The organism is Clostridium sp. AF37-5 (assembly GCF_003477605.1).
Taxonomy (GTDB): Bacteria; Bacillota; Clostridia; order Lachnospirales; family Lachnospiraceae; genus Eubacterium_F.
Map to the genome: position 1 here is coordinate 1 of NZ_QUDR01000021.1, position 26462 is coordinate 26462.

Annotated in this window: 20 protein-coding genes; 2 read left to right on the top strand and 18 right to left on the bottom strand. The window is 38.2% G+C overall.

What is annotated here, in order from left to right; all coding sequences use genetic code 11:
• Nucleotides 1-147 precede the first annotated feature (147 nt).
• The 8 genes from DW019_RS11855 to aroB form a co-directional block, all read right to left on the bottom strand.
• A complete protein-coding gene (locus DW019_RS11855) occupies nt 148-1209 on the bottom strand; it encodes a DUF4367 domain-containing protein (protein ID WP_118443556.1) in 1062 nt (353 codons plus the stop codon).
• Nucleotides 1199-1723 (bottom strand): sigma-70 family RNA polymerase sigma factor, encoded by a 525-nt coding sequence (locus DW019_RS11860; RefSeq protein WP_182431124.1) that lies wholly within the window; start codon nt 1721-1723, stop codon nt 1199-1201. The genes DW019_RS11855 and DW019_RS11860 overlap by 11 nt, the downstream gene beginning before the upstream one ends.
• Before the next feature lie 864 nt (nt 1724-2587).
• Complete coding sequence (locus DW019_RS11870; protein WP_118443560.1) at nt 2588-3256, bottom strand: HAD family hydrolase; 669 nt, start codon at nt 3254-3256, stop codon at nt 2588-2590.
• Nucleotides 3253-3765, bottom strand: a complete 513-nt coding sequence (locus DW019_RS11875) for a shikimate kinase (protein ID WP_117477980.1) — start codon at nt 3763-3765, stop codon at nt 3253-3255. Before DW019_RS11875 ends, DW019_RS11870 begins: the two co-directional genes overlap by 4 nt.
• 27 nt (nt 3766-3792) lie before the next feature.
• Nucleotides 3793-4779: a calcium/sodium antiporter gene (locus DW019_RS11880; RefSeq protein WP_022377951.1), complete on the bottom strand. Its 987-nt coding sequence runs from the start codon at nt 4777-4779 to the stop codon at nt 3793-3795.
• A 285-nt stretch (nt 4780-5064) separates the two neighbouring features.
• Nucleotides 5065-6909 carry a DUF2207 domain-containing protein gene (locus DW019_RS11885; protein ID WP_118443562.1) on the bottom strand — a complete coding sequence of 615 codons (1845 nt, stop codon included), beginning with the start codon at nt 6907-6909 and terminating at the stop codon, nt 5065-5067.
• Nucleotides 6906-7463: a LemA family protein gene (locus DW019_RS11890; RefSeq protein WP_117477982.1), complete on the bottom strand. Its 558-nt coding sequence runs from the start codon at nt 7461-7463 to the stop codon at nt 6906-6908. The genes DW019_RS11885 and DW019_RS11890 overlap by 4 nt, the downstream gene beginning before the upstream one ends.
• A gap of 46 nt (nt 7464-7509) precedes the next feature.
• Nucleotides 7510-8631, bottom strand: coding sequence for a 3-dehydroquinate synthase (gene aroB / locus DW019_RS11895; protein ID WP_117477983.1), 1122 nt, complete (start codon nt 8629-8631; stop codon nt 7510-7512).
• Nucleotides 8632-8814: 183 nt separating this feature from the next.
• Here aroB and glmS point away from each other — a divergent pair, with 183 nt between their 5' ends.
• The gene (glmS, locus tag DW019_RS11900; protein WP_118443564.1) at nt 8815-10638 is read left to right on the top strand and encodes a glutamine--fructose-6-phosphate transaminase (isomerizing); all 1824 of its coding nucleotides are present in this window, start codon (nt 8815-8817) and stop codon (nt 10636-10638) included.
• Nucleotides 10639-10733: 95 nt separating this feature from the next.
• Here glmS and DW019_RS11905 read toward each other — a convergent pair whose 3' ends face one another.
• The gene (locus DW019_RS11905) at nt 10734-11357 is read right to left on the bottom strand and encodes a DUF4867 family protein (protein WP_117478105.1); all 624 of its coding nucleotides are present in this window, start codon (nt 11355-11357) and stop codon (nt 10734-10736) included.
• A gap of 149 nt (nt 11358-11506) precedes the next feature.
• On the opposite strand from DW019_RS11905, the gene DW019_RS11910 reads away from it, so the two are divergent.
• A complete protein-coding gene (locus DW019_RS11910; protein ID WP_022377957.1) occupies nt 11507-12487 on the top strand; it encodes a LysR family transcriptional regulator in 981 nt (326 codons plus the stop codon).
• A 2-nt stretch (nt 12488-12489) separates the two neighbouring features.
• Here DW019_RS11910 and DW019_RS11915 read toward each other — a convergent pair whose 3' ends face one another.
• From DW019_RS11915 to DW019_RS11955, 9 genes are all read right to left on the bottom strand, one after another.
• Entirely contained in the window at nt 12490-13506 is a 1017-nt protein-coding gene (locus tag DW019_RS11915) for an SGNH/GDSL hydrolase family protein (RefSeq protein ID WP_118443565.1), read from the bottom strand.
• Nucleotides 13491-14462: a glycoside hydrolase family 5 protein gene (locus DW019_RS11920; protein ID WP_118443567.1), complete on the bottom strand. Its 972-nt coding sequence runs from the start codon at nt 14460-14462 to the stop codon at nt 13491-13493. The genes DW019_RS11915 and DW019_RS11920 overlap by 16 nt, the downstream gene beginning before the upstream one ends.
• A 13-nt stretch (nt 14463-14475) precedes the next feature.
• Complete coding sequence (locus tag DW019_RS11925) at nt 14476-15309, bottom strand: polysaccharide deacetylase family protein (protein ID WP_022377960.1); 834 nt, start codon at nt 15307-15309, stop codon at nt 14476-14478.
• Nucleotides 15302-16591, bottom strand: a complete 1290-nt coding sequence (locus DW019_RS11930) for a glycosyltransferase family 2 protein (protein WP_118443569.1) — start codon at nt 16589-16591, stop codon at nt 15302-15304. The genes DW019_RS11925 and DW019_RS11930 overlap by 8 nt, the downstream gene beginning before the upstream one ends.
• A gap of 435 nt (nt 16592-17026) precedes the next feature.
• A complete protein-coding gene (locus DW019_RS11935) occupies nt 17027-19135 on the bottom strand; it encodes an Ig-like domain-containing protein (protein WP_118443571.1) in 2109 nt (702 codons plus the stop codon).
• 97 nt (nt 19136-19232) lie between these two features.
• On the bottom strand, nt 19233-21383 hold the full coding sequence (locus tag DW019_RS11940) for an Ig-like domain-containing protein (RefSeq protein WP_118443573.1): 2151 nt from the start codon (nt 21381-21383) through the stop codon (nt 19233-19235).
• Nucleotides 21384-21534: 151 nt separating this feature from the next.
• The gene (locus DW019_RS11945; RefSeq protein ID WP_118443575.1) at nt 21535-22869 is read right to left on the bottom strand and encodes a serine/threonine-protein kinase; all 1335 of its coding nucleotides are present in this window, start codon (nt 22867-22869) and stop codon (nt 21535-21537) included.
• Entirely contained in the window at nt 22862-24160 is a 1299-nt protein-coding gene (locus tag DW019_RS11950) for a hypothetical protein (RefSeq protein ID WP_118443577.1), read from the bottom strand. The genes DW019_RS11945 and DW019_RS11950 overlap by 8 nt, the downstream gene beginning before the upstream one ends.
• A gap of 15 nt (nt 24161-24175) precedes the next feature.
• Nucleotides 24176-26329: a hypothetical protein gene (locus DW019_RS11955; protein WP_118443579.1), complete on the bottom strand. Its 2154-nt coding sequence runs from the start codon at nt 26327-26329 to the stop codon at nt 24176-24178.
• Nucleotides 26330-26462 lie beyond the last annotated feature (133 nt).

Sequence of the window (26462 nt, forward strand, 5' to 3'; positions counted from 1 at the left end):
GAACATAACATACATAAAATTAATATCATTGAAATTATTTTAATTTTTTTCATGGATATCCTCCTTAAATTTAATATTCATATATAATAACCCTCAACAAAATCATTTTTGGACAAAAAATCACATTTTTTATAAAGTTTTTTTCAGCTAATTTTCCCGTGTAACGCTTTTGGCCACTTTCAGCAATTCTTCTGCCGAAATATTCCCGACACCTGTCACCGTAAATACATATTCATCCGTTGCCCATATAATTGTCTTTTTCTTCTTCTTATTATTTAATTGTCCCTTCCAACCATTAATTGTTACTTCCTTTCTGCTTGCATTTTCTGAATCAATTGATATTGTTCCTCCCATTGTGCTTTGTCCAAATGTCAAAAACTGTTTTTTATTCTTGGCATAATACATATCGTATGTCCAATTTTCCTTAAGACAGCCTTCTTCCCACTTTGAATACCCATCTGGTATATATGCCGGACTATAATATGTCTCAATTTCATCGGGTGGCATTTGAGCCACCGACTCAGCCATGCGAATCATCTCATCCCGTTCCACTGCTGCTTTTGTTGACAACTGAAATACATACTCCTCTGTTACAAATCTTAAAATGCTTTCTTTTCCTTCGTATCCATACTGTCCTTTATATCCATTAATGGCAAGAATCTCCTGATCTGCCAACTCTAAATCAGCAGTCGTTTTCTCTGTTTTAATCAATTGCTCAAAGCAGATACGCTGCTTCTCCTTTTTGTAAACTATTTTATAGGACTGTGTCTGCCAATCTTCGCCATGCTCTTGAAATCCTTCTGCAATATATGTCAGATGGTATCTTCGCTCGATCTTTGCCGGGATGTTTTCTTTTTCTTTTGGGGATGCAGTCTGCACAGGATTTTCTACATTAAAATGAAAATCATCTTCATTTTTACCTAAATTCACATCCCAGTTTACTATTGCCTGACGGACTTTTTCCATCGCATATGTAGAAACAGCACCTACAAGCGATACGATAAGAATAGCCGCCGCAATTCTTGACCACTTTTCCCAACGCTTTTTTTTATGCGCCAGCCTGTGTATCTTTTTCTGATCCATTCTTTTTTGGGAGGTTTCAATCCGCTGCTCTATCTTTTTATCTTCGCAGATTTTCAACAATAAATTTAGTTCTTCTTCCCTAACTTCTTTTAATGCCTGACGCAATTCCTCTGTGCTAATCTTCATAAGTCACCCCCATATCTGCCAGTCTATCCTGCAACATTTTTTTGCCTCGTTTCAATCTTTTATATATACTCTGCTCTTTCATCTCTAATATATCAGCAATTTCCTTTGGTGTATACTCATCAATTAGAGCCAAAAACAGACAATCCCGGTATCGCTCTGGCAGATCACGTATGGCCATTTTAACTAGTTCTTGGACTGTTTTAGTTTCATTTGCTCTTTCTGGTGATGCCTCAATACGGACATCCTCTAGCGTAGCCAAAAGTTCTTCAACCTGTATTCCTTTCTTCTTCCTTAGCATATTTAGAGCCAGCCTCTTAGTTATAATAACCACAAAATTTTTTGTTTTTGGACTAGATGGATCAGAAACTTTTGAAATATTTTTATCAATACGAATAAATGCCTCCTGCAAAACATCTTCTGTATCTTCAAAATTTTGTAAAATACTATAGGAGACTTTGTACATAAGTTTATAATACAGCTCATAAATCTGGTTAAATTTATCATCCGATGCCATATAAAACCTCCTAATATATAAGAGTAGGGGTTCAGTACCCAACAGCCAGTTGGCATTTCCCCCTCTCATTGTTTAAGCACCCTTTATTATTCTGATTAAAAATTATAACATACGGATATATATCTTTCAATGTACACCAAATCTTGAAAAATGCGAAGCAATTTGCCCCGCATTTCATTACACTGTCTATTAGTTTATCTGTTCCATTCATCTTTATCTGCCTTATAAACAGGGCAACTATCCCTTGCACGTTCTGGTGTGTTCATATCCTCAACGAAACTCTCCACCGCCTTCATATACACCTCTGCCTGTCCCAGCGTGCATATCCGGTTCTCCAGTGTAATCTCGTCCCTTATTTCCAAAACATTTATGGCTTGTTCCGTCTGCACATTCCATAAGTACCACAATGAATGTTTATGCCCATGCCACCAGAGAGGCGAAACGGACTTCCGCAAGGCTTTTGGATAAGGTGGTGGGCGGTAATTAAAAAAGTTTCCCTTGTTTTGGTCTTATGAGGGCAAAAACAAGGGAAAACAGTTGGTTTGATGATGTAATGGGTTTGACAGATTGCATAAAATGGGGATTTGGGTAAGGAATGTTAGTTTAATAAAAATTATATGTTATGGTTTGTATCAAACAATTTATGTTAGTTTTTCAGGGTTCCAACAATTCACAAAGAAAAGATTTACGTCTCATGGGTACGAATGCGCGGGTATCAGGCTATGCGTATTTTGCATGCCGATACCCCTGCGTATTCGTCTTAGCGGGAGCGCCCATGAGACATAAACTTTTCTTTGTGAATTGTGGAAACTGAAATAAGCATCCATAAATATTTATCACAAACTATATCAACTGTATCTTACACTAATTCATAGCAGTGTCGAGAAGAATTATATTTCTAACTGCTTCTACTGAATCAGCAACAAAGTCAGCTCCGGCCTCTTCCAGTTCTTCTCTACTGCCGTAACCAAATAATACACCGGCGCAATCGATTCCGTTTTTCTTTGCCCCGATGATATCATGGGAGCGGTCGCCGACCATAAGAACTTTCTTATTATTATATTCTGCTGGAATCTGTTTTAAGGCATAAGCAATAACTTCTGCTTTGTCTGTGCGGGTTCCGTCCATATTAGCCCCGGCGATATAGTAAAAATAGTTGCTCAATTCATAATAATCGAGAATTTTTTTCGCATAAATCTCTGGTTTTGAAGTGGCAACGAGACAGAGAACACCCTGTTTTGTTAAATCACGAAGGAGCTGTTTTATTCCCGGATATACTTCATTTTCGAACATTCCCTTTTCTTCATAATATTCTCTGTAATAGGAAACGGCCTGCATGGCCTGTTCCCTTGAAAAAGAATAAAATTTCTCATAAGACTCGTGCAGTGGCGGTCCAATAAAACGATAAAGAGATTCCCGTGGCTGTCCTTCAATTCCATATTTTTTCAGAGAATACATCACCGAATTGGTTATTCCAAGTCCGGGATTTGTCAATGTTCCATCTAAATCAAATAGTACAATGGGATATCTCACTTTTTTATCTCCTTCTTCCAAAGTTTAGTCATTTCTTCTACAACCTCACGAATCGATTTTCCTTCGCAGTCTACTACATAATCAGCATATTTTTCGTATAACGGTTTTCTTTCCTCATATAAATCCAGTAAAGTCTGTCCTTTGCGGATAGAAACGCCGCGCTCCGACAAATCTCCCAGACGATTTTTCAGCTCCTCATAAGATAATTTCAAATAAAAAACCGCACCGATTTCATGCAGATGCTGCATAGCTTCTTTTCCATACACTGCACTTCCGCCGGTTGCAATAATTGTTCTTTTCACATCAATAGATGCGTTTACTTGATTTTCTATCTCATTAAATCCGTCAAGCCCTTCTTTTTCAATAATTTCATGAAGAATGCACCCCTCTCTCTCCTGAATCACCAAATCAGAGTCAAGAAAAGAGAGTCCTAATCTTTTTGCAAGTACAACACCAACTGTACTTTTTCCCGCTCCCGGCATACCAATCAGTACAATATTTTCTTTCATCTACCGTATCTCCTCCTGAAAAATTCATTATCCGCGCCAGATTGAAAAGGCGGTATAAGCTAAATACATTACAATCATGGTAAAGCCCTCTGCCCGGTTAATCCGCTTTCCGGTAATCACAAAGCCAAAGGCAATCAAACTTACTGCAAGCAGTACACACAAATCCACGAAAGAAGCCATTGAAATCGCAATCGGATGTATGGCACTGGAAACTCCTAAAATCAACAAAAGATTAAAAATATTCGAGCCAACCACATTGCCGACAGCCATTCCGGTCTCACCTTTGGATGCCGCAACAATTGATGTCACAAGTTCCGGCAGGCTTGTCCCAATTGCAACAATCGTTAAACCGACTAATGTTTCACTCATGCCCCACGCTAGTGCAATATTTTTTGCATGAATTACCACAAGCTGTCCTCCAATAATAATTGCTGCAAGGCCCAATATAATATAAAGAAGGCATTGCCACATCGGCATCTTTTTTGCCTCATCATTTTCTGTTTCTTTATTCTTTTTTGCGAGATAAATCGTATATGCGAGATATAATACAAACAACGCAATTAAGATAATTCCATTCCAGCGGTACAGCACACCGCCAGACGCATTCATATTTCGATAATCCGGCACTTTACCGACAAAAAACAGATTACCGGCAAGAATTAACAAAATAAGCGTTGCCACCAAAGAAATCGGATAATCTCTCTTCTTAATTCCGGAATCTACCGGCAGGGCTTTCATCATCGCACAAATACCAAGAACCATCAAAAGATTAAAAATATTCGAGCCAACCACATTGCTGACTGCAATCGCATTGGAACCGGAAATTCCCGCTGATACACTGACCGCAAGTTCCGGTGCACTCGTTCCCATCGCCACAATCGTAAGTCCGATAATGACTCCGGGCACCTTAAAAATCCGTGCCACTCCGGCACTTCCGTCAACAAAGACATCTGCTCCTTTAAGCAGCAAGACAAAGCCAATCACCAGTAACAAAAGGTCTAACCACATTTTCATTTTCATTCCTCCATTCTTTTTCCTGCCACCATAAAGTCTCAGCCAAGTAAGTTTAGCTTATGCCACAATAAAAGCGAGACTTTACCGCAACACAAATAAAACACTGTGCCACAATAAAAGTCTCGCTTCGTAGAATATGTACCGGAGTCAGGCTATCTTTTTTGATACCCGCTCGTGTATTGACGATATCATATTACGTTTTTAAAAACGCAAGCTACTCCCCTTTATTCGTAGTTTACCAAACTATAGCATAATTATACGAGAAACGCAACATTTTTTTATTTTTTACCAACTTCCGCCGCCACCGCCGCCGGAACCACCACCGGAAAATCCGCCGCCACTGCTGGAACTTGGTGTCGAAGTCATACTTGTCATCGCCGTAGACATGGTCGAAGACATAAAATGACTAAACATAATATAATCAAATGCGCGGTCATCCTCGCTCGAATACCAATTCGGTGCTGACATCGTAAGAGACTCAAATTTCTTCATCCACTTACTCGACACGTCAAGGACATAAGTATACGGAAGTATATCATAAAAATACTCCGGATTTTCTTCCACAAGAGCCTCTAGTTTATCCTTTTCTGCTGTAATCAGAAAATTGCGGAAACCTAAAATGCGTCCAAGGATTTCTGTGCCATACGGTGTTCGTTTAGACAAGAAATCATGGAAGAACATTGCCACAAAAGAAGCTCCCAAAGCAATAAAGTAGGAAATCCGGTACAATGGGTCAACACACTGCATTGCCGAGTTCATAAAGAAATAATATGCAACTGCCGCACCTGCTAACAATCCCAAAAAGATACCGATTCTAGGCAGTATTTTCCCTTTTCGAAATAGGAAAAAGGAACCTAACATCACGGCAACACCAATGCCAAGTGGAACCAAAAGTCCAAATATCGTGGAATACTCATAATTTTTGACCGGATAAAAACCGGCAAAAAGACAAGCTAATATCGACAGCATCCACAAAATCCAGCCCTTATTAATGGAATTCGCATAAAAAAGTTTCTCTTTGTTTTCCCTGGAATTCACTTCCGATTTAATCGAATTAATCGTTTTATAGAAGGAATCTTCCAAATCAATTTTGTCAACACGATCAAAAGAACTAAACAAACCGTCCATAAAGAGTTTCTCTGCCTTATTCATACCATTATACTCTAATCTCTTAATCAGCGTAAAATCTTTTTTATTTGGTCCCTGATGAATTTCAATATAGCCTTTTTGTGCCAAATCAACAATCATAGAAACGACATCTTTTGAAGACACATATCCCCGATAGGCAAATGCAAGTTCCACACTATTTAAGCCATCCGGCGGATAAAATTCAACCGTTTCAACAACCTGGTCATCACGGCCGAAAACAAACCAAAGAAGAAATGCCACAATAAAAGCTAATGCAGCAAAAACAATTCCTACATATGCCATCCACGGTGTATGTTTTACCTTTATAAAATAACCTTCCGGCAATGAAAGACGGACATTCACGCCTTCTCCGGCACCAAGGGCAACGCTCGTATCCAGCTCTCCATAAATCGTGTTTCCATCAATCCCATAATACAAACCATCCAACTTTGATTCACCGTAAGCACCATAAGACATTCCAAGGTTATTTTCATCAAAAGTTTCAGGCATCTCAATGGAAAATGATACATTGGAAATGGTAGTCTCCCATCCCGTACCAATTACATTAAAATAAAACTCGTCCTCATTTGGCAGCACATCATTCCCCATCACATAATTATAGGAAATATTATATTCATATTTTCCGGTAATTTCTACGTCTTCATCACCAAGGCGAACATGCAGATTATTACCTTCTCTGGAAGATTCATACTCCTCGTCTCCGCAGTCAAGGTTCTCCACTCTTGCCACAATGCGGTTCGAACTGCCATCTTCACGCTTTACATCATTAACAAGTGGAATATCACGGTATATACCATGACTTTTTGACTTAAAATTTACTTCTATATGCTCTTTTATTTGATAGGTGTTATCCTTTGTCACCTTCATATTTACCTCATATTTATCAATAGTAAAATTTGCCGCCTTCGCATTCATTGGAGCAGCAAAGAAAAGGGAAAGAACAATAAAAACACCAGCAAGCAGAAAACCTTTTATTTTCAATCGAATTTCACCTTCACATTCTGGCGCTCTGCCTGGCTCTCAACCTCAAACATCGGTTTCTTCTCAAAGTGGAACATACCGGCAATAATATTTGTCGGAATCGTCTGTACCGACATATTATAACGTTTTACCGTACCGTTATAATATTTTCTGGAATTGGCAATATCCTCTTCCACTGCCTCCAACTGATTGCTCAAATTCATAAAGTTCTGGTTTGCTTTCAAATCCGGATAAGATTCTGCCAACGCCATAATGTTAGGTATTACGCTGGAAATAGCGGCTCCACTCTCAATTTTCTGTTCTTCAGTCATACTGTCGTAATTGCTTCCTCTCTTTTCAATAACAGCAATCAGAGTTTCACTTTCATGTTTTGCATAACCTTTTACAGTTTCTACCAGATTTGGTATCAAATCAAAACGCTTTTTTAAATAAACATCCATCGTAGCAAATGCCTCTTCGACATTTACTTTCTGTTTCACAAGTTTGTTGTAACTACTGATTACAAAAATAATTAAAAGTAATACAACAGCACCAATAATAATTCCTACTAACATGTTATCCCTCTTTCTCCGGTTTTTCCGGGGTTATTATAAATCTATTTTAAAGTACAGTATCATCCATTAACACTGCACGAATTTCTTCCTCCGATACGCATCTTGCGTACGTTTCTTCTCCAAATGTCATGACATCGCCGATTCCTTTTTGGAAAACAAAGCGAAGTCTGCCATCTCTTACTTTTTTGTCCGTGTACAATTTTTTCACTAATTCTTCACGGTCAATGTACTCCGGAATTCGAACCGGAAGTCCCACTGCCTGCTGAAGTGTAATCACCCGTTCACACTCTTTTTTTGACAGATAGCCGGATCGATATCCAAGCAAAACCTGCGCCGTCATACCAATTGACAATGCCTCACCATGCAAAAGCCGGTAATCACTCACAGTCTCAATGGCACGCCCTACCGTATGTCCGAGATTAAGAATCTCACGAAGATTATTCTCCTTTTCATCTTTCATCACGACTTCATACTTGACCTTACAGTTATGCTCGGAAATGTATGTACAGGCTTCTTTGTCGCAGGAAAGGATATCCTGCCAGTGTTCTTCTAAATAAGTAAACAATTCATAATCCGCAAGACAAGCATGCTTAATCGTCTCCGCAAGTCCATTGATTAAATGACGTTTCGGAAGTGTCTTCCACGCATCAATATCCACATAGACTTTCTTCGGCTGATAAATCAAACCAATCAGATTCGTAGCCAAATCGGTATCCACCGCTGTCTTTCCACCAATTGAAGCATCTGCCGCAGCAAGAAGCGTCGTTGCATAATGAATCACCGGCACACCTCTGCCAAACGTTCCAGCCAAGAAACCGGCCAAATCCGTCACGACACCACCACCGACTGCAATGACACAACAGTCACGGCGGTACCCCTTCGCCAACATGGCATCCTCAATCTCTTCTTTTGTCTTTCTTACTTTACTTTTTTCTCCCGCCGCAAACACAAATAAATCTCCCTGATATCCGGCTGCAAGGATTTTCTCTAAAACCGGTCTGCCATAAACTTCATCCACATTCGAATCCGTAATCACAGCAAACTTCTTTTTATTTCCAACAAGACCTTCTTTTATGTCCTGAATCATATCATCTATCAGTCCACAGCCAATCTGAACATCATAAGAGTCATCTACCACTTTTTTCAGTGCAACATGAAAATTACTCATATGTCATTTTCTCCTTTGCCATATTCATTTTCAGTATACCGTATCTTGCCTTTTAGCGCAACTAATCTTATCGCATTTCTTGACATTATTCACAAGAAATGATACTATTTCATAGAATAAGAAAATGATAGAAAAGGCGTCGTTTGCCTATTTCAAAAACATGCGTTAAAGGAGATATTTACTATGTGCGGAATTATTGGATATGTAGGTCTTGATGATGCAAAAAAAGAACTGTTAAAAGGCTTACAGGCATTGGAATATCGTGGCTATGACAGTGCAGGTATTGCTTACTGCCAGCCAAATGGAATAAAAACAATCAAAACGGTGGGAAAAGTATCTTGTTTAAAAGATAAAGTTGCCAAAGAGGCTGCGGATGATGTAACCACCTGCGGTATCGGCCACACCCGCTGGGCAACACATGGTGGCGTATCGGATACAAACTCCCATCCTCACACTGCCGGAAAAGTTACTTTGATTCATAACGGAATCATTGAAAATTACAAGGAATTACAGGAAGAACTTGCTGCAAAGGGAAAAGAACCAATCTCCCAGACTGATACAGAAATCGCCGCAATGGTAATTAATGACTGTTATACCGGTGACCCGGAAGCTGCTATTCGTAAAGCCATTTCAAAACTGGTTGGTGCCTATGGTTTTTGTATTATTTTTTCCGATATCCCGGAAACCATCTATGCGGTAAGAAACGGCAGTCCTTTAGTTGCCGCTCATACAGACCGTGGCTCTATCATCGCTTCTGATATGGTTGCTTTGGTCAGCCACACAAAACATTATTTCGTATTAAAAGAAGGTCATATTGCGAAGTTGACAAAAGATGAAATCATTGTAAAAGACGAAAATGGCGAAGTGTACGGACCTTATATCCATCACATCAGCTGGGATATGGCTTCCGCAAAAAAAGGCGGTTATGATTATTTCATGATGAAAGAAATCCACGAACAGCCGGAAGCACTCCGCAACACCATTCGTCCTCGTATGGTAAACGGACTTCCTGATTTTTCTGCAGACGGCGTTGGTGATGAACTTTTCACTGATGTCAACCGAATTGTTATCACTGCCTGCGGTACGGCAATGCATTCCGGACTGATGGGCAAAAACATGATTGAACGTCTCTGCCGCATTCCGGTTACCGTTGATATTGCTTCGGAGTTCCGCTATCAGAATCCGATTATTGATGAACATACCTTGCTAATCACCGTTTCACAGTCCGGCGAAACCGCAGACACACTTGCTGCTCTCCGTCTGGCAAAAGAACGTGGTGCCAAAACACTTTCTGTTGTAAATGTAAAAGGTTCTTCCATTGCCCGCGAAAGTGATTATGTACTTTATACTCATGCCGGTCCGGAAATCGCAGTTGCCAGTACAAAAGCATACAGTGTTCAGGTTGCTATTATGTACTTGATTGCTTTCCGCTTTGCATTGGTAAACGGAAAGATTTCAGAAAAAGACGCTGCTGGCTTCATGAAAACCATGATAGATACGGTTGACAAAGTGGAGGATGCCCTTACTTACGACCAGCAGACGGAGCGCATTGCCAAACGTCTGACATCCGCTACGGACATCTTTTTCCTTGGACGCGGATTGGATTACGCATTGTCCTGTGAAGGTTCGTTGAAGTTAAAAGAAATCAGCTATATTCATTCGGAGGCTTACGCTGCCGGCGAATTGAAACACGGAACAATTTCATTGATTACGGATAATGTTCCGGTTATCGCTTTGGCAACACAGCCGGATGTTTATGCAAAAATTATTTCTAACGTACAGGAAGTACGCTCCCGTGGTGCGAAAGTTATCCTAATTACCGGCGCTGACGCCAGTGTCGATGCCGCTTTATGTGATTATCACATTGTTTTACCGGAGACAGACCCACTGTTTGCACCATTTGTAGCTACTGTCATTTTACAGTATCTCGCTTACTATGTATCCGTTGAAAAAGGTCTTAATGTTGACCAGCCACGTAACTTAGCAAAGAGTGTTACTGTTGAATAACATTTAATAAATGAAAATACAAAAACCGGTGAGAACAAAAACGCTTTCGTCATGTTTCTCACCGGTTTATTATTTTTTATCTGCTAATCTTTTATTTACTCGACACTGATGTTCTCGCCCTTTAAACCATTGAATGCTCCTTCAATCTTAGCATCTTCATGAGCAATGAGCCATTTGTTTCTTGCTACAAGCAATGGGTCTTCTTTTGCTCCTTCCGGTTTTACTTCCAAATCCAAGTTTGTGTCTTTTGGAAGAACAACAACACATCGGAAGTTATTTCCATCTACACTGCAAGGTGCATAATGAAGTGTTGTCGCATAAACTTCTGCTACTGTTCCTTTTGGAAGAAGAAATGCTTCAATTTTCGATGTATCATATGTATAATCATCTTCAATATCCTGCTCGCTTCCAATCAAAAGAATCAAGTCGGTGCAGGCAACATTTACTTCGGATGAACGATGATACTCAACAGCATTCAATAAATGATTATTTCCGTTGCAGTAACCAATCTGAATTGGAAGTCCGCCATACAAACTATCGGTAAATGCTTTCATGACTGGCAATTTTTCAATCTCTTTATCGGATGGGATATAAATAACCGCATCGTCGGGACACTCTGTCTTTTCCATCGCCGTCATCAACTCAGCCACGTCATACTCTCCGGTCAATATTCTTCCGTATTTGCGAAAACTTTTGTCTGTTACTTTTTGAATTTGAATACTCATTAAAAAATACCTCCTAAATCGATTGTTTTTCTCAATTATAACGACTTATCGAAAGGATGTCAATAAAATGACCTGCAAGATTTTTCTTGTCACAATATTATCTTTTTGTTATAATTATTACACTATATGGAAGGAGATATTATATGACCACACAACAAATTCAATGTATTATAACTTTAGCCGAAGAAGGCAGTTTTTCCAAAGCAGCAAAAAAACTTTTTGTTACACAGCCTTCCATTAGTCAGCTTATAAAAAATATGGAAACCCAGCTTGGTGCGCCGTTGTTCGACCGGTCTTCTTCTCCAATTCAGCTAACTCCTATCGGACAGGCCTACTACGATGCAGCCAAAAAAATCTTATCGACGGAGCGCGAATTAGAAAACCGTATTTCCGATATTAACAACTTAAAAACCGGTTCTTTGACGATTGGTACTACACCTTTTCGTGGCTCCTGTATGCTTCCAAAAAGTTTTGCCGCTTTTTCGAAGAAATTCCCGGATGTAGAATTAGATGTCATCACAGATAATGTGAAAGAACTTCAGAATCTTCTCCTGTCCGGAGAAATTGATGTCTGCATTGAGGCAACAGACTTTGATACTGAATTATTTTACACGGAAGACCTTGCAACCGAACATTATTATTTAGCAGTAAGCAAAGAAAATCCGTTTAATGAGACACATAAAGAACAACAACTTAAAACATCCGATATTGTTTCGGATTCTTCTGCTTTGTATAACAATAAAGAAATTTCATTAAGCGACTGTTTGAATGAATCTTTCATTGTTCTTGACACAAAAAATAATGATCCGGATATTACTGTAGATTTGTTCCAGCATATGAAACAGATTCCACAAATCAACCTGCGATGCTACAACATCGAAACGATGTTTCACTGGGTAAATTCTAATTTAGGAATGGGTATTATCCCGGATACGCTGATTCGTTTTGGAAACTTTGAGAATCATCCGATTTACTACAAAATCAAAGAGCCAAAGGGCTGCTTTGGCATTACGGAAAAAAAGATTGTGGTTGCCTATAGTAAAAAACACTTTTTAACACAGACAGCCCCAATCTACATCGACTTACTGAAACAACTGATTGGTCAGGGAACTTGGAAATTCTAATACTAACATCCAATCATCAGCCGCAGGTGAAATTGTGAGTAATCCCAATTTGCCGGCGGCTTTCCTTTTCCTGCATAAATAACAAGATGATACGTTTCTTCGCTACCATCTCCCCCTACGTAATGACATACGGGATTTCCCCAAGCCATACTCGCATAAGCATCCGCTCCACACACTTTCTGACCGTCCAGCATAAATACCAAGCCCGCCTCATTTTTGATACTGTCCTGCCAAAACTCCATAAGCATCATTTTCATGGTAATTTCAGTATCCAATATTACATCACCCGGTTTGGTATCAACCATTTTTTCAGACAAATCCATAATATAGGAATTTCGGAATGCTCCTAAAAATGCGGGGGGTTCCGGATAATAATCTTCCATCACATTTTCTTTTTGTTCTTTCTCCTGAAATAAATTTAGCAGCTCAGAAGTAATTATCTCATGTCCAAGTGGTGTCGGATGCACATAATCCAAACCATATTCTTCCCAGGTCAATTCCCCTTTTTGAATCTTGTCCGTAATAGTTTTCCCAATATCAACAACCGGTAAATGATAATGAGAAGCCACTCTTTCCATTGCTCCCCTTGTACAATGACCCTGGTCATTGCAAAACAAAAGAATAACTACATGCGCACCTGCCTGAATTAACTGGCTGCAAATGCCTTCCGTAGACTCCCATAAATAACGGTCTCCGGTATCATTCATCGCATAATCCAAAAAAACAAGGTCCGGTTTTTCCTCAATTAATTCCTTAACCTTATATAAACCATTTGAAGACATTGTCCCGGACTGTCCATAGCGAAGAACCGAAACTTTTCGCCCATTACTAAGCCTCTCTTCAATTTTTTGTTCAAAGAGAGAAACAAAACAAAGTTCTCTTTTTACCCGCTCTCCCTTTGATAAAGAGCCTCCTAAAAATGCTACCTTAAGTTCTTTTCCTTTTTTTTTTTGTAACACATCACTTATGTAATTTACAGCGTCCATGTACATGAATTCCTCTCTTATTTTTTCCACCATTTTGCAATCCACTTACCGGATTTTGATAAGTTTTTATAGCTTATCTTATCTGTTTTTCCGCATTTCGATTGAATGAGTGCGGAAGTTTCATTCTTATTTGAAATGTTCCATGCAATATGTCCAATTTTATATTTTTTAAGAAGTTTCATCCATTTTGACGCACTTTTTTTGTCGATTCCACCATTTCCCGAAGCATCACAAATGCTAAACTCCGATACTAACATAGGAAGCCCCGACTGATAAGCACTTTTACATTTATTACGCAAAAAATCCGTATGCGTTGCCGCATAAAAATGAAGCGAATACACAATGTTTTTCTCTTTCAGCGGACTCTTTGCCACCACATCAACATCCTGCGACCACGTTGGAGTTCCCACAATAATGATATTTTTCTTGTCATATTTTCTTATTTTTTTAATTGCTTTTTTTGCATAAGGCTTAATATCCTTTGCCCAGGTTACATTTCCGTTTGGCTCATTACATATCTCGTATAATATATTATTTTGCTTACCATATTTTTTTGCATACCGGGTAAAAAACTGAAAGGCCCGTTTCTGACTAGTCTTAGGATTTCCGTCACTTAATATATGCCAATCAAGGACAACATACATGCCTAGTTCCGTGGCATATCGAATTCCCTCATCCACTTTCTGATATAAAGATTTCGAATAGCCAGCCCCTTTATCACTATATAAAGCGAGACGAATCGTGTTCACTCCCATCTTTTTAAAACTCTGAAAGCAGCTCTTATTTACATACTGAGGAAACCACGCAATACCATGCGTGCTAACCCCTTTTAACTGAACTTTTTTCCCATCTTTATTAACAATGTTGGTTCCAGACACCTTTAGCTGTCCCCATTTTTGAACCGGCGTCGCTGCTTTTGTATTTGCACTCATAAAAAGGAAAACAAAACAAATACCAAAAGTAAGAAGCCATAACGGCCTTTTTTTCATACAATCTCCTCCATTACTCCATCACAAATTCATCTTCAATTTTATAACATGTTCCATCGATTTCAACCCATACCGGCATCTTAGATGGATTGTAAATACGTTTACCATCTGCGGAAAATACAAGATTTTCATACGCATTTACGTAATCATAAATTTCGCCGTTTGTCGCATACCAGACATCATCCTGTTTTGCTACTTTCTCCATAAAACGGTCCATGCGCTCCCAGTTGTTATTTCTCTCAAATTCAAACGTATGTCCCCACACATAGAACAAAAGTGGTCTTTCTACGTTTTGTTTCGAAACAAACTCGTCTGCCAAATCAAACAAAGCTTCATCATCATGATGACATGTCGGATTCCAAGCAAGCCAATTCTCTGGCAAGTCAAAATTTTCTGTACTCTCAACCGTACGGCAGTAAGTAATTCCGCATTGTTTTAAAACATCAATTAAAGTATCGTCGTACCATCCATACGGATACGCCATCCCCCGTATGATTTTTCCATACAAACTTTCTAGAGATTTGCGGCACAAAATCGTGTCTTCCGCCATTTCAAGCGGAGTTAATGAGGTCATATATTTATGCTCATTACCATGGTTTGCCACTTCTACAAGCGGATGTTCATACATTTCTTTGGCTTTCTTTTTCGTAACCAAACGATAAGTTTCCCCCTCCGGATAAGTCGTTCCCTCTTTTGCAAACCATCCGGGAATCAAGTTAAAAGTAGCCTTCATCTGATACTTTTCAAGTAGCTCAATCAAATCTGCATCTTCTTCCATGCAGTCATCATAACTAAGTGTCACTGATTTTTTCTTTCCCTCCGGGAAACGCATAAATCTCTTATTCATCAACAATCTCTCCTCTCATACGGCGTGCTGCCGCTAAAAAAACTCCTTGATTCATGTAAATAAACAACCATTTGGAATAACCGTAATTTTTGCATATTTCTATATCATTTTCATCCACGACGCAATTTCGTTCAGAATCAATTAAAATTTCCTTTCCATCCGGCATCTTCTCACTATAAAAAATATAGTCACAAAATCGAAATACAATCTCTGCCTTTGTCTGCTCTTCTTCCCTCAAATCCGGACAAACCGAAGCAATAAAATTGCGAAGATAATAAGCATCTTCTTCCTGATTGTTTTCTTCTATTGCAAAACTTTTCCTGCCCTGCAGAGTCTGTATAAGCTTATTATCATTGGCATCATTTTTCATGATTTTGTACGAATCCGCCTTTCCACGCACGCCAGCCAGTGCATCATAAAACGCATAGGAAATTGTCTGTCGGACATTATGTTCTTCACGAAACATACTCTCATACATCGCATCAAACACTGCCCCCAGCACTTTAACACTCATTGCCTCCATCTGCGCCTCCGGCGTAAACCGCATAAAGAAATTGGTCCGGTTTCTCCACATATAATAATTGATAAAGGTATTTTCCTTCTTTGTATTCGCCCCCATTTGATGTAGCGCTTTTGCCTCTGCCAACGTAACAACACGGTATCCTGCCAATTTTATACGATATCCCCATTCCATATCATCCCAGTATATAAAATTATCTTCCGGCATAATCCCGACACCTTTTTGTTTCACTGTATCTGCCCGTACCATAACGGCACAGGTTGCCACCGTGTCACATTCAATCACATCAGGCAAACTGCCATCTTCCGGCATGTCCGCTCCAATCGTTTTTGCCGTGCAGTTGTCAAAATCAATGAGCAGTCCACTCTGCTGAATATAATCCGGCATCTGTGTGTGGTAAACACGGCATCCTGCCATACCGGTATCTGTATGCTCTTCCATGTAATGATATAAAACAGAAAGTGCATTTTCGTCCACGGCTGCATCATCATCTAAGCACATAAAATAAGAATACCCTTTATCCCTGACGATTCGTAATCCGGTATTAAATCCACCGGAGCCACCAAGGTTTTCTTTATTTTCAATTACGGTAATCCGGTTTCCATATGCCTTTTTTAATGCCTCTGCACTTCCATCAGACGATGCATTATCCACAACATAAATATCAAAATTCTTCTCTTTGCTTTCTAAAACACTCTGTACGCATTGCAGTACAAAGTCCTTTTTGTTGTAGTTACAAATTACAACACCTATTGGATTCATCTTTTCACCCCCAGTCCTATTTATTTTACCATAAGTGAATACAAATGAAAACTATTCTTTTTCTCCAAGTTTGTGTCAAGTGTTCGTTGGCACTTTTTTTGTTTTCCGTAATTCCGTAGAAAAGCTTTGCGTCTCGTGGGCACTCCCGTTTAACAAACGCGAAAGGGTATGGGCATGCAAAATACGCAAGCCTCATACCCACGTGTTTGTACCCACGAGTCACAAAGTTTTTCTACGGAATTACCGGAATCCAAAGGAACTGGCAGCGAACATTTGTCACACACTTTTTGCTCTAACACCTTGAAAGCAACTTACGCCCATGAAAAAACCGATAAAACAAAGCCAAACGCACCAAATTCCGGTACAAAAAAAAGTGAAAACGCCCCCTCTAATAAAAGGAGCGTTTTACGCCAAAAATTATTTTATACAATTCATCTATTCGCTATCGTCTGTATTTGCATCTTCATCTGTCTTTTCCACATAAAGTTCAGCATTCTTCCCATTGGCATAAGCGTCATATGCACGAATTCCAATATAATATGTTTTACCGGCCTCGCACGAATAAATGATCCTGAAATTTTCATTTGTACCACTATCATCATTGTTTGCAAGCAATTCATAATCCGCTCCCAAAAGCTGTCCATATGTATCGTATGACGACCCCGAGTAAAAAGCATATGTTCCACTTTCTTCCGGAACAAATTTATAATAATTGTAAATTTGAGAGTTTCCGGCCTTTAAAGACACTTGAACCGCTTGATCCAAAGTGATTGTTCCACTCAGCATGTTACTTTTTTTTAAATTCTCTGCTTTTACGGCAACTTTACTGTCCACAATCTGAAATGATATACTTTGGCTGATTACTTCCATTCCATTAATAGCTTTTCCTATGAGATAATAAGTTCCCTTCGGTAAATACAGCAAAGATCCTCTTCCGATCTGCGAACCACCCTCTTCATCATACCAGAAAACACCTGATAAATCGTCTGCTGATGTAATTTCAACCGGATAGATATTTTTCAAAACAAATGTTTTTTCCTCTGCCTTTGTAATAATGCAGTTTTCTTCTAATACCTCACTGGCACTTTCTCCTGACATTTCAACAGAATAAGTTCCCTCAATTACATCTGCATACCATTGCTCCTTTGATGAATCATATTCTGCATAAAATTTGGTTTGATAATTATTTGGTTCTTTATCATATAGCATCATAGAACGCGCCTGTTTATATGTCCCTCCGGCGGAATCTAAAACATTACATATAATCCGGAACGTATTTTTCACATGAATCTGCCATTTAACAACAACCGACTTCGCCGTATCTTTTGTATCCGTCACTTTTACATACACGGTTTTATTCCCTGGCGTACTATTGTGAAATCCAATTCTAGCAGCCTCATCAGTATCATCTGAATAATAATCCTCATCAATGTATGCACCCGGATCCGAGTTATCTGCAATTTCAAATGTATAACTTCCGCTTCCTCCCGCAACTTCAATCGGGTTTGATTCCTGATATACATTTCCTTTTGTATATAAAAGATAAGAATCCTCCATACTTGCCACGAGTGTATTATTGTCTCCGATTATCCATGTTGTTTTATATGTATACTGACATCCCAGTTCATCCTCATATTGAATCTGATATGGATATATGCCTGCCTTTGTTGGCTGTCCTGAGAAATTAAGACAGTATCCATCGACTTCACTTTTCTCATAATGATAAGTAATACCATCCGGAACCTGAACCGATTTTACATTGAGGTATCCTGCTGTTTCCGTTTCAAGATAACAATACTCAGACACCTTATCTCCCACTTCATATGTATAGATGGTTTCCGGTATATAACTGCCTGAACTTATCCCCGTATAAACCGCTTCTTTTGACAATTCTCCGGTCATTGTCATAACAGAAATCTTTACAGTAAAGCCTTTTCTAATATAATCTTCATTATCAATGGTCAGCGTATACACTTTCTGGTCGGATGTAGAAATCTTAGTAACCGCACATTTATGATTATATTTTCCGGAAGAATATTCTTTCATCATAACCGTAAATGCAGAAGCCGGAAGCTGTTGAGCTTCACTTAATACAACTTCTACCATCGTTGAATTCAAAATCCGAAACGATGTAATCGACATGCTTTTCGTTTGATCCTGCAAATTCTGGTTTGGTGTATTGTTTGATGGATTACTCGGTTTCGTATTCTGCACCGTATTCTTCTTTGACGCCTTTGCTTTAACCGTAACCCTGCATTTTAATTTAGTCTTAGCAACCTTTGCCGTAATAACTGCCGTTCCTTTTTTCTTTGCTTTTACCCTGCCTTTTTTTGAAACGCTTGCAACACTTTTTTTACCGGAAGACCATTTTACCTTTTTCTTCGTGTTCTTCACTTTCAGTGTCTTACTTTCGCCCACGCTCATTGTAAGTTTCTTTTTACTTAGTACCGGCTTTTTCGCTTTTGCATATCCCTGATTTGGCATAATCAAAGAAATCGCCGCAAACAGTGCCGCCGATGTGCACAAAATTCTTTTTTTCTGCATACTGCATTCCTCCTATTATTTTTTGCTTGAATTTTCCATACAAGCTTAGAGATTCCGGGAAATTTTAAACTACCTTTTTTTCATTACCTCTTCTTCATTACCCCTCTTGCTCCGCTTTCTTTTCTGCATTCAATACAACGGTGCTGTTTCCATTTACAGTAAAGTTTCCGGATACTTTGTAATCTCCCAAAGAATTCAAAAGACTATACTCTTTAAATGTTCCTTCGGTGCTTTCCTCAACTTTTCCATAAGCGGTAATGTCATTATCACTGGAATCATAATCATATGTTACTACTTCATAACTTCCAGCCGGCAGATATACAAACATGGAATGATCTGCATCATAACTGTCATCATAATCAGAGACGCGGTATGTTACTCCATAGGAACTAATCACATCCAGATGCGATACAGAATATCCGGCTGCTCCGGCAATATTCGTTGCAATATTTACCCTGTATACCGGAAGTTTAAAGTTTTTCACTGCATTTGCATAGAACATATTTCCAACCGAATAATCATAGGCATTACCACCGTAATATTTATCTCCGGCATAGGTATAATAGTCACCCGGCAATGTTCTGGCTACATATGTTCCGTCTTTTTCTGTCCTTACATAGAATGAACCATATCTTCCATACTCATCTGCTTTAGTAAAACCGGTCACATAACCGTATTTAACAGGCTGACCTGCCGCATCTACAACCTTACCGGATATGGTAACACCGGCAACAAAATTAAAGGTAACCGCATCACTTACTTTCAATGATTCATTATTGTCATCCGTCACCATTACATCAAATCTGTAGGTTCCCGGATTAATTGCAACCAGATTGTAGTCTTTGTCATAACGCAGTTCAGACAGGCTTTTTCCGTTATATGTCACGTCATATGAGTAGTCTCCGCTTCCTCCGGCTACATGTACTTTTTCGCGGATATTCGAAGAATAAATATTAAAACCACTTTCTTCATTTTGAATTGTTTTTGGGTCATTCGGACGATATGCCACTTCCGTTGAAACAGGCTCCGTTACAGTAACAATCTGAGTATCAGAACCTACAACAAAGATAATTTTCTTTGTAAATACGGTTCCCTTTTCATCATATCCACTCAAAACAGCCGTCGTTCCACGCTCGATATTAGCAAATTTGCCTCGTACTAAAACTTCTGTCTTATCCTCGCTAAAATAAGCTTTCAAGCCTGATGGAAGTCCTGTCAGTGAGGTATACGTAATCGACCCTACTGCATTGGAATTGCCAATTTTAAAATTGTTGCTGTAGCGGTCTTTTCTGTCTTTATTGAATTCGACATAATAAACCTCTGTATTTCCTGCATCTCCATATCCTGAAATATTGTCAATATAGATTTCAACCGATTTATTCGTTGCCAGAGCAGAAATTGTCACTTTCAAATAATCTGTCGCATATACCTGCTCTTTTAATGTAATATCATAAATCTTCTGATCATTTGTTGTCACGCTTTCCACATGCTTGGTTAAATATTTCGTAGACGAAGCACCGGAACGAGTCTGAACCTGAAAATCAGCTGCAGACAATGCTTTTTTACCAGTCAGAATAACACGAATCACATTTTTTCTCACAGCAGAAACACTCGCAATTCCAGCACCGACTTTAACGGTAACACTAGCCTTTTTCTTACTTCCCTCAACTGCCGATGCCGTAATTTTTGCAGAACCTTCCCGAAGTCCTTTAACAACACCTTTTGATGTCACAGTAGCCACTTTTTTGTTGGAACTTGTCCAAACAACTTTCTTGTAAACATTTTTCTTAGGTGTTACTTTTGCTGTCAGTTTTTTTGTTCCGCCCGCTGACAAAACAAAATTCTTGCTGTTAATTTTTACCTTTTTAACAGCCGCTTTTTTTACATAAACTTTTAATACGGTTTTCTTTTTCTTGTTCTTCTTTGATGTAATCGTAATTTTTGTTTTTCCCGCTTTTACACCCTTTACAACACCTTTGGCTGATACCGTAGCAATCTTTTTGTTTGCCGATTTATAAGTGACTTTTTTATTTGCTTTCTTATTCGGTTTTACCTTTACGGTCGTTGTAATTTTAACTTTTTTACCTTTTGCCACATATACATTTTTCCCTGATGGTGCGGATGCTGTCACTTTCTTTACACTGGCTTTTTTCGCCTGAGCATCACTTGCGTTACATACAACTGCTGTTGAAAGTGCTGCAGCAAAACTTAACGCGCCAATAAATGCTTTTGTTAATCTTCTATTCATTTAATATCCTCCCTAATAAAATTTCATTTCCCGGAATCTCTAAACTTGTATTTTCCCTTGTTACCGCTTTCTGTTACTCCTCCCTTCGTGATATAATTACAAGATTATAAATAGTATAACATTGTTTCTATGTGACGGCAAGCCTTAATAACTACCATGGCAGAGTGCCATCAAATTCTGCCGGTTTCCTTGTCTGCTGAGGCTTCACAGTTGCTGTCGGCTTTATTCCTTTTCCAACAACAATTATCTGAGTATACTGTTTGTTTTCATAAAGCGTTTTTCCACCCTTTATTTTTTGCGAAATTATGTGTCCCTTATTTTTTTTTGAACTGTTCTTCCATTGAATCTTAACTTCCAATTTAGCATTAAGGGCATGAAGTTTTTTAACAGCTGCTTTTCTTTTCATACCAACCACATTACACATTTGATATGTCTTAGACACCGGCACTTCACTTACTTTAGGACTCGCCGTTACAACAACCTCTGCCGGTATTGACACCATTCCACCTTTTTCTAGTGTTTTATAATTTATCAGACTGACAATCACACCACACAAAATGAGTCCTGGCACACTGCAAAATTTTATCCATCTTGAAAAATTTTTCTTCTTTTGATACAAAACTGCGCACAACTCCTGCATGGATGAATATCTTTTTTTTGCGTCCACAGCCATTCCTTTCATAATAGCCTGTTTCTTGTATCTCTCCATATCAATATCTTTAAACTTCCAAAGTGGCACAACCTGGTCACGAATCAGTCTTCTTACTGATTCATCCGGTCTTATCCCAGTAAGCATAAAATATATTGTTGCACTTGCGCCATATACATCTGTATATGCTCCTTTTTCTGAATTTTCTACATACTGTTCCTCTGCTGAATAGCCTCTTTTAAAGAAAACCGTCATAGTTTTATTATCGCGCATCTCTGAAAACCTTGCGGCTCCAAAATCGATTAGCACCGCCTTGTTACTCTTTGTCAAAATAATATTGTCTGGTGAAATATCTCGATGAAGTAATCCCTCTTTATGGATTTCATTCATCGAATAAAGTATCGGTTTCATAATTGAAAAGACCTTTTGCGGACTCATAGGGCCATCGCGTTCTACAATCTGTTTCACATTTTCACCTAAAATTCTTTCCATTACCATATATGCCGTTTGATTTTGATAAAAGAAATCTTTTACCATGACAATGCTGTCCAGCCCCTCAAAATGTGCTAAAGTTCTTGCTTCGTTTACAAATTTACTAAGCCCCTGGCGGTACAATTCTCTTGAATTTCCTTTATAAACGGCAATTTCTTTTTCACCATTCATACGCATTGCGTAACGTCTTGGAAAATATTCTTTAATTGACACTTGCTGCTGCAATATCTTATCAAAACCTAAATATACAATTCCACTCCCGCCCTCATCAATAACATCCAGAATTTCATATTTACCATTTAATTCTGTCCCTTTTTTCAACCAATATTTTTCATACTCACGCATTATTCTTTTTCTCCATATCAAAATACCTTTCTAAAGCATCTGCCAGAGAATACATCTCATCTTTTTGAAAACAATTACACAATATCCCATCCAGTTCATACTTATTTTCGTCTATAGCTGCCATCTGACACGCATTTAAAATATGATTTGCAAAACTGATAAACTCACTTTTTGCTTTTACCCAATCATAATTCTCACTTTCCATACGTCTAACATATCTTTTTTGCGACAGGCACAAAATCAAGGGGAGCAAATCCTGCCTTGAGATTAATAAACACCTTCTTTTCTGTTGTTTAATTAATTCATTCCGATTTTCAAGACTGGGAGTAACAATCAAACGCATCAATTTTTCCTTTTGTCCCGCAACATTTAATAAATCTGATAGATACTTATCATCCATAAGGCGAATTTCTCCCTGCTTTCTCCTTTTGTTTTCCTGTCTTGTCCTTTTTTTCAAGTCTGTATACAATTCAGCCAGCAATTCTGTATTTGAATTTACAGAAATATTTGAAATTTCCACTAACTCATGAATTGTTTTTTTCATTTGCTCAGAAAGATTATCATTCTTACTGCAATAAACACTTTTCAAATATTTCGGAATTGTTTTTTTGCGGTTTTGGATATTCATATGCCATTTCTGTTCCCAGCGTTTAAAAGAAGTTTCCGCCAGTAAAGTTTCTAAATAATCTTTAGCGTCTATTTTTATTTCATGTATCACTTCTTCTTTGATTGTCATAAAATAATCTAAAACGGTTTTGCTGTATCCTTTAAAATCTTCTACACGTTCCAGCATCCACTGCAAAAAATCATCCACTCCAAGTTCACAATTTTTTCCATATTCTTTCCAAATATTATTGGTACAATTTTTCTGTTTTAGAGAAAATTCATAAGGAATGGATTTTTCAAATTTTTCTATTATTTCCAAACATTGTACATAGGACAAATGGTGATAAAACCCATACATATAAATCATTTCTCTATAATCATTTACTTGAAAATCCGGTTCACAAGTCACATAAACCAATAATTCCCTCATTTCTTTATCCGATAATTTTAAAGCAAATCCCAGTTTAAACAATCCCTCACGGTTTGGCCTTTTTTGTCCTCCTATTCCAAACCACTTCTGAATTGTTTGCGTTGCTGCAATTCGTTTACCATTTTCTCCTGTAAGTTTTAAGAACATGCGGTATGCCTGATAGCGTTCTTCCTCTGAAAAAACATTATGATCTTTTTTACATCCCAGCATTTTCATTAACAAAAAGTCATCTAAATGATAGTATCCTTTTTTCATGATATCTTTTCACCTTTATAATTTTATTTTGTATATTTTAGACCAAGGACTTCTTTTTTGTTTTCCTGTATAAGTTCTTGCCTTTATATAAACCATATATCCTGAACTAATATAGCGAAACCGATAACGTCCTCTATTTTTCTTAATCGTCCTCTTCTTAAAGTTAAGTTTAGTATATTTTTTATCTTTTCCAGTATAAATTTCCGCATATTTTCCTCCATACTTTTGGAAACAGATTTCTAAATATCGTTCACCGGCATATGTTTTCTTTTTTGTCACAAAAAGTTTTGGTTGATTATAAGAAAAAGTTTTGGCGGAAACAATTTTAGCAGTTTTCTCCTTTCCAGTTTTCAAATTAACGACCGGTATAATTTTATAAAAATACCTTTTTCCTTTTCTAACAGAACCATCTATGTAGGTTTTAATTCTACCTGTTGTTTTTCCTATGCTCTTATATTTTCCTTCTGCTTTTGCACTCCGAAATATTTCATATTTATCCACACCTTTAAGAAGTTTCCATGATAATTTAATTTTGTTATTATTCATGCACTTTGCTTTTATTCCTTTAACTGTTTTCTGTGTGTTTGACATGACAACTGGTACTTCCGTCGGCATATTAGACGGCATCACTGTCGGAGTTACCGTTGATGTTATCGTTGGTGTTACAGTCGGCACTGCCGTTACAGTTGGCGTTGGTGTCACAGTCGGCGTTGCCGTCACAGTTGGCGTTGGTGTCACAGTCGGCGTTGCCGTCGATATTAGTGTTGGAGATGGCGTAGGCACTGGATCATATTGACTAAAATCCTCCCTGCTGTCTACCTTTTCCTCCCAAGCAACAATCTTATAGGAGTACGCACCTAAAATCTTTCTATTGTACCAACTGTTGTATACCGATATAAAATCTCCTGGGTTCATCGCTGGAATCCATGCACCGTACACGGTTTCAAGCAGATTTCCCTGTTTATCATAAAATGCAATTTGAGGCTTTACCGGACGTCTCCACTGCTTTGATTCATTTTTCACCCGAAGAAGAGCAGACATATTCCCATTTTTCAAATTTATTCTTACCTCATCTAACGCAACCCATCTGTCATCAATTATAAAGCTTTTACTCATTTCCGAAGAATTATTTGATAACTTTGTCTCTTCTCCCGTAAACCATGGATTATCTTTTACAAAATCTGTTCTCGTCGGCAGTGGCTCTTCTGTCTTTGAAATTCTATTATCATCCCATATCTCATCACTGAGATATTCTTTATCTACATCTAAATTCTTACTATGCCAGCCTGATGCATACCAATCATATGCATAAAGTGCATGATCAAGCGTTGCACTCGCATAAAACGGCACTGTTTGTCCTGACTCTACAGGACTTACAATTCCTCCATAAGTAATAATTTCCTCCCCTTTCTTATTTTCAAAATGCATATCAAACGTAAGGATAGGCAAATTTATATCTGTTATATTGGTCACATCTGCCAAAATTGATATTTGACCGCCGCTATATATAATCCGCATGTTGGAAAACTTATACCCACCCATAATTTTGGAACAAACAATATTCGGTGAACAATTAATCCACATATCATCTGAATACTGTTCAACCCAGTCTACACGTCTTTGATACTCAAGATAACCTGCCGGTATATCTCCTATTTTCATTTGATAAATTCTTTCTCCATCCTCTGAAATATATTCCATATACCATGACTTTGCAAATATTGCTGTATCTTCATTATACGCGTAACCATCCGAATTCATCTGCAGCTTGCCCGATGACCATACAGAACCACTAGGCAATTTACCAATTTCAGCAACAAAACAACTATACACCGTATCATAATATCCATTTGTAACACCAATTGAAATTTTTAAATCTTTATAATCCTTTTTTGAAGCATTCTTCACCTTGATTTTCATTGTTGTAATGCCATCTTCCCGCTGTAAATTAGATGGCGTTACTTCAAGCCCCTCATAAGTTTTCATTTGATACATTTCAGAACTATTATTAACCAGCTTTTCACCGTCCCAATCCACCCAATTACAAAGATACTTCCAATCATTATCAGAATCCTCTTCAAACGCCTGCGCTGGCTGAGGGACTACAAATATGCCTATAAGTGATATAATAAGAATAATAGATATTAATTTGTTTCTTTTCATCCTCATAACACACCTCTCTCGCCTTATTTATATTCAACAAACGAATCAATCGCTTTTGGTTAATTATAACACATATTGCAATTTTAACACACACCTCTATTATATTTTTTCCTAATTTTTAACGAAAGAGAAAAAAGGA

Bases quoted from the DNA above. Each gene is read 5' to 3' on its own strand.
- DW019_RS11855 (WP_118443556.1), bottom strand. From the start codon at position 1,209: ATGAAGATTAGCACAGAGGAATTGCGTCAGGCATTAAAAGAAGTTAGG.
- DW019_RS11940 (WP_118443573.1), bottom strand. From the start codon at position 21,383: ATGAATAGAAGATTAACAAAAGCATTTATTGGCGCGTTAAGTTTTGCT.
- DW019_RS11955 (WP_118443579.1), bottom strand. From the start codon at position 26,329: ATGAGGATGAAAAGAAACAAATTAATATCTATTATTCTTATTATATCA.
- DW019_RS11890 (WP_117477982.1), bottom strand. From the start codon at position 7,463: ATGTTAGTAGGAATTATTATTGGTGCTGTTGTATTACTTTTAATTATT.
- DW019_RS11930 (WP_118443569.1), bottom strand. From the start codon at position 16,591: ATGAATCCAATAGGTGTTGTAATTTGTAACTACAACAAAAAGGACTTT.
- glmS (WP_118443564.1), top strand. From the start codon at position 8,815: ATGTGCGGAATTATTGGATATGTAGGTCTTGATGATGCAAAAAAAGAA.
- DW019_RS11860 (WP_182431124.1), bottom strand. From the start codon at position 1,723: ATGGCATCGGATGATAAATTTAACCAGATTTATGAGCTGTATTATAAA.
- DW019_RS11920 (WP_118443567.1), bottom strand. From the start codon at position 14,462: ATGAAAAAAAGGCCGTTATGGCTTCTTACTTTTGGTATTTGTTTTGTT.
- DW019_RS11875 (WP_117477980.1), bottom strand. From the start codon at position 3,765: ATGAAAGAAAATATTGTACTGATTGGTATGCCGGGAGCGGGAAAAAGT.
- DW019_RS11935 (WP_118443571.1), bottom strand. From the start codon at position 19,135: ATGCAGAAAAAAAGAATTTTGTGCACATCGGCGGCACTGTTTGCGGCG.
- DW019_RS11945 (WP_118443575.1), bottom strand. From the start codon at position 22,869: ATGCGTGAGTATGAAAAATATTGGTTGAAAAAAGGGACAGAATTAAAT.
- DW019_RS11925 (WP_022377960.1), bottom strand. From the start codon at position 15,309: ATGAATAAGAGATTTATGCGTTTCCCGGAGGGAAAGAAAAAATCAGTG.
- DW019_RS11910 (WP_022377957.1), top strand. From the start codon at position 11,507: ATGACCACACAACAAATTCAATGTATTATAACTTTAGCCGAAGAAGGC.
- DW019_RS11950 (WP_118443577.1), bottom strand. From the start codon at position 24,160: ATGAAAAAAGGATACTATCATTTAGATGACTTTTTGTTAATGAAAATG.
- DW019_RS11880 (WP_022377951.1), bottom strand. From the start codon at position 4,779: ATGAAAATGTGGTTAGACCTTTTGTTACTGGTGATTGGCTTTGTCTTG.
- aroB (WP_117477983.1), bottom strand. From the start codon at position 8,631: ATGAGTAATTTTCATGTTGCACTGAAAAAAGTGGTAGATGACTCTTAT.
- DW019_RS11915 (WP_118443565.1), bottom strand. From the start codon at position 13,506: ATGGTGGAAAAAATAAGAGAGGAATTCATGTACATGGACGCTGTAAAT.